The organism is Caminibacter sp. (genome assembly GCF_053999135.1).
This window is the reverse complement of sequence record NZ_JBMXVQ010000090.1, coordinates 1-5351: the sequence shown is the minus strand read 5'-3', so window position 1 is coordinate 5351 and position 5351 is coordinate 1. Positions and strand designations below refer to the sequence as shown.

The following is a 5351-nucleotide window of genomic DNA, read 5'->3' as shown; positions in this document are numbered from 1 at the left end:
TATCACTTTCTAAAGCTTTTTTATTACGGTTTTTTATATAATTCAACCCGATAATAAGCTGATTTTTAAATAATTCTCTATATATTTTCTGTTGTTTTTTCTCATAAAACCTTATTTTTTTCTGTATTTCATTTATTTTTGTTTTATTATTTAATAACTGCCATTTTTGAAGTTCGATATTCAATTTTTCATAATATTTTTGAACTCTACTTAACTTCTCTTTTAATAGTTTAATGTTATTCTGGGCTTTTTTCACATCAAACTTTATATTTTTTAACTTTTCTAATAAAATTTCTTCAAATTCCGGCAGTTTTTTTTGCAATTCATCCAGTCTTTTTAAATAAACTTCCTTTATCTTTTTATAATAAATATACTGAAGCTTCTGTGTAACAGTCTGATTGTTTTTTAAAATAGAAATTTTTTTATCAAGTTCGTTTATTTTATCGGGCAGAGAATTTAATTCTTTTTTTAATTCGATAAGTTTTAAAAACAGATTTATATACTCTTTTTCATTTTTTATATTAAATTTTAAATCCAAAGGCTTATATTTTATTTCCTTTATTTTTTTATATAAAACAATATCCAAATTATACTCGGGAGAATTTTTAGGCACTTTTTTTATAAGGTCGTCGATATTTCCCGCAAATAAAAATATAAAAGTAAAAAGGATTAATATTTTTTTCATTTATTGCCTCCAAACCGGTCTTATATGTAATTTATGTAAATCAAATTTCAAACTTACAAAGAACATTACCAATACCACGCTTATACCTGTAGGAACAATTACGTTATAGTCATAGGTCATCTCCAACGCCAATACCACAGCCGTTAAAGGAAGTTTCATATTCACCCCCATAAAAACCGCCGCCCCGATTGCCGCAAAATAAAAAGGCTCTATTTCAAAAGGAAAATATAAATTCATAACCTCTCCAAATCCGTATCCTACAAGCGCACCTATACTCATCAACGCTATAAAAATTCCACCTACGGCGTTTGCGTATAAAGATACGCTTGTGGCTATAATCCTTAAAACAATAATTACAAAAATCATCCATAAAGAAAAATGAGCTGAACCGTTAATAAGTATTTTAACCATCTCATGTCCGCTAAATGCCGCATAAGGAGTAATTATCATAATTGTTCCTATAACGCCGCCTCCTATTAAAGCAAAAATAAAATTACGGTAAGGCAAAAACCTTTCTATTATTTTTAAATTTAAAAATTCTAAAACCCTGTCTTTTAAAGATAGATAAAAAAACACAAAAAAAGTAATAACGGGAACAAATAAAACGGTTGCTACAATATAGCGGTATTCTATAAATTTTCCCGTAGAATAAGTAAAAATAAGAGATTCTAAAAAATGCCAGGCTATACTAAACGCAAAAACGCTTGCAAGAATCAAATATCCTGCAAAATCCCTGACAAATTCATAAGCCAGATTTTCTATAGCAAACATAATACCAGTTACGGGTGAGACGAAAATAGCGGCTATCCCGCTGCTTGCCCCAACACTTAGGGAAACTTTTAAAAGCTCTTTTGGAAGTTTTAAAAATTCGTGTATTTTATTGGCTATCATAGCCCCTATAGCCGCACTTGGACCTTCGTTTCCAATGGCAAATCCGCTCGCTATTGACAAAGAAGATGCAAAAATTTTTAAAAACAAATCCTTAATACCGAAAATCAGTCTGTTTTTCTCAACAGCTTCCGCTATTTCCCTAACTCCGTATTCTTTTACCACCTCATTTCTTGAAATCATATAATTAACGATAAAAATGGAAACCATAGGTACTAAATAAACATACCACACGGGAAGTTCAGGCACGGTTTCAAAAGGGTCGCCTAAAAAAAGCACAAAAGATAAAAATTTCGTTAAAAGACCGTATACTACAATGAATACACCTGATACCGTTCCGCTAAGAATAGCTAAAAGTATAAGCCTGGCAACCACAACTCCTCCTAAATTTCAAGCCATAAATACTTAATTCCCCCGACCAAAAACAAAAAAGCCACAGCCCCGATAATAAGCCCCATAAGTCTCGTAACTATTTTCAAACCGTTAACGCCTAACATTTTTGAAATATAAACCGCATTTCTAAGAGTTATGTAAACAATAAAAGAAGAAAGCAAAATAGAAATCAATAATATAGCTTTTTCTTTAAAAGAATGGGCTTTTTCGCTTAATACTATAATGGTGGTAATAACTCCCGGACCAAATAACACTGGAATGGCAAGAGGAATAATTGCGACATCATCCTTGTTTTCAGCTGCACTATGTTCTTCTTGCGTAGTGTTTGTAGGAGCTGTCTCTTTACCTTGAATCATATGTAGGGCTATAATAAGCAAAACAACTCCACCGATTGCCTTTATTGAAGGTATATTAATTCCAAAAATTTTTAAAATAAATCCCCCTCCTACCATTGTAATAACACTTGCCGCTAAAACGGTAAAGCTTGTTTTTTTTGCAACATCCGGAATATCGGAAAATTTCACAAGAGACATCATAATAGCCGCAGCCGCTATTGGATTTAATATCGTTATAAGAGAAATAGTGTCAAACATTAATTCTTTCAACATTTATAACACCTTTTTTCAAAATTATATCACAAACAAAATATCCTGATTTTTCATTTGGTATAATTCTTAAAAAAAAGGCTCTTAATTGGTTTTAGCTCTTAAATACAGGCCTAAAAGATTTGAAGAAATTATCGGCCAAGACGCAATAGTAAAAACCCTCTCCAACGCACTCGATACGAAAAGAATAGCCCACGCTTATCTCTTTTCCGGTCTTCGGGGAAGTGGAAAGACAACTACGGCCAGAATATTTGCAAAATCCCTCCAATGTGAACATGGTCCTACTTCATCCCCTTGTGAGAAGTGTGAAAACTGCCTGTTATCAAACGAAAATAGACACATAGATATTATTGAAATGGACGCCGCAAGCAACAGAAAAATAGAAGATATAAGAGAGCTTATAGAACATACCAAATATAAACCTTCTATTGGAAGATACAAAATATTTATTATAGACGAGGTTCATATGCTAACCAACGAAGCTTTTAACGCCCTTTTAAAAACTCTTGAAGAACCTCCTGAGTATGTGAAATTCATAATGGCAACAACAGACCCTCTAAAACTACCGTCAACTATTTTAAGCAGGGTTCAACATTTCAGATTCAACAAAATCCCAGAAAACACTATTGAAAGTTATCTTCAAAAAGTCTTGATAGAAGAAAAAGTAGAATTTGAAGATGAAGCTTTAAGACTTATAGTAAAAAGCGCAAAAGGAAGCGTAAGGGATTCATTAACACTTCTCGACCAGGCCATAGCATATAGCAAAAATGTAATAACGCTTGATAAAGTCGTAGAAATGTTAGGAGTTGTAAACCCGGAAATAATATCAAAAATTTTCAAGGCTATATTAAATTCTAATAAAAAAGAAGTTATAAATATAATCAGGGAAATAAAAGATTATGATATAGAATCTGTTTTGGACGAAATTATATTATATTTAAAAGAAGCACTTTTTAACGGAAGTCTACCTTTAATTACTATGCAACGGTTTTTTAATATTTTAAGCGATACAAGAGAACTCATAAAATATCACAGCGATAACGAATTTATTCTAACTTTAATGTTTTTTAGAATGATGGAAGCCACAAAACCACATAAAATAGACGACCTTATAAAAAACCTCGAACAAAAAATAGATATCGATTCATACAAACCCAAAAAAGAAGAAATTTTTACACCAAGCGGAGAAGAACTTTTCAAAATTTTAACAGAGAAAATAAAAGAAAAAGACGAAGATTTAGGAATATGCTTTGAAACAAGCCTAAAATTCATATCATTCGAAAACGGCGTTTTAAAATGGGAAAGCTGTCCGGATAATGAATGTAAACAGATGTTTAGGAGATTTTTTTCACCAGTTATTCGACCCCTTATAAATGAAATTTTTGGAATAGGAACACAAATAGAAGTTATAAGATGTCCAAACGAACCTTCCAAAAATCAACCTAAAAAAACAGCCGCCACACCCACCCCTAGTGTTTTGAACAACAAATCTGAAGACGTTATTAGAAAAGTAAGAGAAATTTTCGGAAGTGATGTTAAAATTACGAAAATTTCTGACAAATAGAATTTTTTAATTCATAAATGTCAAAATCGCTTGCCACATAAACATTCCCCGTATAATATTTTTTAATCTCTTTTAAAATTTCTTCTTTCTCGAATCTTGGAGAAATATGTGTAGCTATCAGGTTTTTAACTCCATATTTTTCAGCTGCAATTCCCAGACTTTTAGCAGTTGTATGGAGATATTTTGTTTCCATTTTCTCAAAAACTTCTGCGGTATAGGTTGCTTCATGAATTAACAAATCTAAATTTTTTAAATATTTGCAAAGATAATCGGGCTCTGCGTTATCTCCGGCTATTATTACTTTTTCTCCATCGATTATTTCCGTATATTCCGAAGCTTTATAAATTTTTCCGTTTTTTTCTACATCTATACCGTTTTGAATATTTTTATATTCGATTCCCGGACTAAGACCGTCTTTTATAAGTTTTTGAGCGTTTAACTTGATTTTCGGTTTTCTTTGAATATAAAAAGCCAAACTCTCAACCGAATGAATAAGAGGCAATACTTTTAAATTAAAATTTTCAAATTCTTCTTCAAACCCTCCGTAAATTTCAATAAAACTCAACTCATACCCTAAATGTTCATACGAAATATCAACAACAGCCTCAACTATCTCTTTTACGCCTTTTGGAGCGTAAATTTTTAAAGGAGTTTCACATTTATCAAGCATTCTTGAAGTAATTAATCCGAACAATCCGTAAACATGGTCTCCGTGTATGTGAGAGATAAAAATAGTTTTAAGTTTATAAATACTAAGATTCGTTTTTAAAATCTGATGCTGGGTTCCTTCTCCACAGTCAAAAAGATACCATCCATACTCGTTTTCTATTTCCATTCCAATCCCGGAGACATTTCTTGTTTTTGTAGGTCTTCCGGCAGAAGTTCCAAAAAAAATAAATTTCATTAAAAAGCCTTTTTAAACTATTTTACCAATAAAAAACATATAAAGAAGTATAAAAATACCAAAATAATAAAATCAATTGAAGTATTTTTAGAAGTTCTGAAATATGAGTCTGGCGGAGAGGGCGTCATCAGGACTACTTCTTAAAAATTCTTGTAAACAGGGACTTTTAGATAGTTAGATTTAATTTTTTACCGCTAAATTTACCGCAATAAAAAAATATTACTTATTTTCACATTTTAGCTTTGGAGTTCTAAGAAAGTCAATATGTTCTAATAAATCATTTTTTAATTTATGATACATTGCATCAAGTAT

The 5351-nt window shown here is 31.2% G+C and carries 5 protein-coding genes; 1 reads left to right on the top strand and 4 read right to left on the bottom strand.

Annotated elements, in window-relative coordinates; translation table 11 throughout:
- From ACXJH6_RS07195 to ACXJH6_RS07185, 3 genes are all read right to left on the bottom strand, one after another.
- Positions 1 to 685 (bottom strand): hypothetical protein (locus tag ACXJH6_RS07195; RefSeq protein ID WP_456471077.1); only part of this gene is annotated, 685 nt, incomplete at its 3' end.
- Positions 686 to 1948: a chloride channel protein gene (locus ACXJH6_RS07190; RefSeq protein ID WP_456471076.1), complete on the bottom strand. Its 1263-nt coding sequence runs from the start codon at positions 1946 to 1948 to the stop codon at positions 686 to 688.
- Between the two features lie 8 nt (positions 1949 to 1956).
- Complete coding sequence (locus ACXJH6_RS07185; RefSeq protein ID WP_456471075.1) at positions 1957 to 2574, bottom strand: MarC family protein; 618 nt, start codon at positions 2572 to 2574, stop codon at positions 1957 to 1959.
- A gap of 85 nt (positions 2575 to 2659) precedes the next feature.
- Here ACXJH6_RS07185 and ACXJH6_RS07180 point away from each other — a divergent pair, with 85 nt between their 5' ends.
- Complete coding sequence (locus tag ACXJH6_RS07180) at positions 2660 to 4135, top strand: DNA polymerase III subunit gamma/tau (protein ID WP_456471074.1); 1476 nt, start codon at positions 2660 to 2662, stop codon at positions 4133 to 4135.
- Here the strand turns inward: ACXJH6_RS07180 and ACXJH6_RS07175 are convergent.
- On the bottom strand, positions 4113 to 5039 hold the full coding sequence (locus ACXJH6_RS07175) for a ribonuclease Z (RefSeq protein ID WP_456471073.1): 927 nt from the start codon (positions 5037 to 5039) through the stop codon (positions 4113 to 4115). The two genes, ACXJH6_RS07180 and ACXJH6_RS07175, sit on opposite strands and share 23 nt — an antisense overlap.
- Positions 5040 to 5351 lie beyond the last annotated feature (312 nt).

Coding starts and splice junctions, on each gene's coding strand:
- ACXJH6_RS07185 (WP_456471075.1), bottom strand. CDS start 2,574: ATGTTGAAAGAATTAATGTTTGACACTATTTCTCTTATAACGATATTA.
- ACXJH6_RS07175 (WP_456471073.1), bottom strand. CDS start 5,039: ATGAAATTTATTTTTTTTGGAACTTCTGCCGGAAGACCTACAAAAACA.